This is a genomic window from Rhizobium phaseoli (assembly GCF_003985125.1).
GTDB classification, from domain to species: Bacteria; Pseudomonadota; Alphaproteobacteria; order Rhizobiales; family Rhizobiaceae; genus Rhizobium; species Rhizobium phaseoli.
This window is the reverse complement of record NZ_ML133638.1, coordinates 1-1,295: the sequence shown is the minus strand read 5'-3', so window position 1 is coordinate 1,295 and position 1,295 is coordinate 1. Positions and strand designations below refer to the sequence as shown.

Genomic DNA, 1,295 nt, shown 5'->3' with positions numbered 1-1,295 from the left:
GCCCACATGGCACGGGTTTTGAAGATTGCCATGCGAGGCGGCGCGAGCTGCCTGCCTTTTACTCAGCGATGGATGGAACGAAAGAAGGAAGGCGATATGTCAGATTTGCGTCAAATCGCATTTTACGGCAAAGGGGGGATCGGCAAGTCCACCACCTCCCAAAATACGCTCGCAGCGCTTGTCGACCTCGGGCAGAAGATCCTGATCGTCGGATGCGACCCGAAAGCCGACTCCACCCGGCTGATCCTGAACGCCAAAGCACAGGACACGGTTCTGCATCTGGCAGCGCAGGAAGGTTCGGTGGAAGACCTTGAGCTCGAGGACGTGCTCAAGGCCGGCTACAAAGGCATCAAGTGCGTGGAGTCCGGCGGTCCGGAACCGGGCGTCGGCTGCGCCGGGCGCGGCGTCATCACCTCGATCAATTTCCTTGAAGAGAACGGTGCATATGACGATGTCGACTACGTCTCCTATGACGTGCTCGGCGATGTGGTGTGCGGTGGCTTTGCGATGCCGATCCGTGAGAACAAGGCCCAGGAGATCTACATCGTGATGTCCGGCGAGATGATGGCGCTCTATGCCGCCAACAACATCGCCAAGGGCATCCTGAAATATGCCCATTCCGGCGGCGTGCGGCTCGGCGGCCTGATCTGTAACGAGCGCCAGACGGACCGCGAGCTCGACCTCTCCGAGGCGCTGGCTGCCAGGCTCAATTCCAAGCTCATCCACTTTGTGCCGCGTGACAACATCGTCCAGCACGCCGAGCTCAGGAAGATGACGGTGATCCAGTACGCGCCGGACTCCAAGCAGGCCGGGGAATATCGGGCGCTAGCCGAGAAGATCCATGCCAATTCGGGCCAAGGGACCATTCCGACCCCGATTACCATGGAAGAGCTCGAAGACATGCTGCTCGACTTCGGCATCATGAAGAGCGACGAGCAGATGCTGGCCGAACTACAGGCCAAGGAGTCAGCGGTGGTTGCGGCTCAATAACTGCCGCTGTCGACAGGACGCGCTGGCCCTTGCGCCAGCGCGTCCTTCCAAGAAAGCCGCTTCGGCGACGACGACCTAACCCGAACCTTGAAAGGGGGCAGGGGCCCATGAGCCTTGATTACGAGAATGACAGCGTTTTGCATGAACAGCTCATTGCGGAAGTATTAGCGCAATATCCAGACAAGGCGGCGAAGCGCCGCAAGAAGCACCTCAGCGTCGCAACGAGCGGCGACGAGCCTGGCGATGAGCCGAAGGCCCTTTCCGAATGCGACGTCAAATCGAACATCAAGTCCATTCCGGGCGTG

The 1,295-nt window shown here is 59.7% G+C and carries 2 protein-coding genes; both read left to right on the top strand.

All coding sequences use genetic code 11. The annotated features are described in order from the left end of the window. The first annotated feature begins 96 nt into the window (after positions 1–96). On the top strand, positions 97–990 hold the full coding sequence (gene nifH, locus EFD56_RS32480; protein WP_004675840.1) for a nitrogenase iron protein: 894 nt from the start codon (positions 97–99) through the stop codon (positions 988–990). Between the two features lie 107 nt (positions 991–1,097). Next, positions 1,098–1,295: nitrogenase (locus EFD56_RS32475; protein WP_016737551.1), on the top strand; the 198-nt coding region annotated here is incomplete at its 3' end.

Bases quoted from the DNA above. Each gene is read 5' to 3' on its own strand.
- nifH (WP_004675840.1), top strand. From the start codon at position 97: ATGTCAGATTTGCGTCAAATCGCATTTTACGGCAAAGGGGGGATCGGC.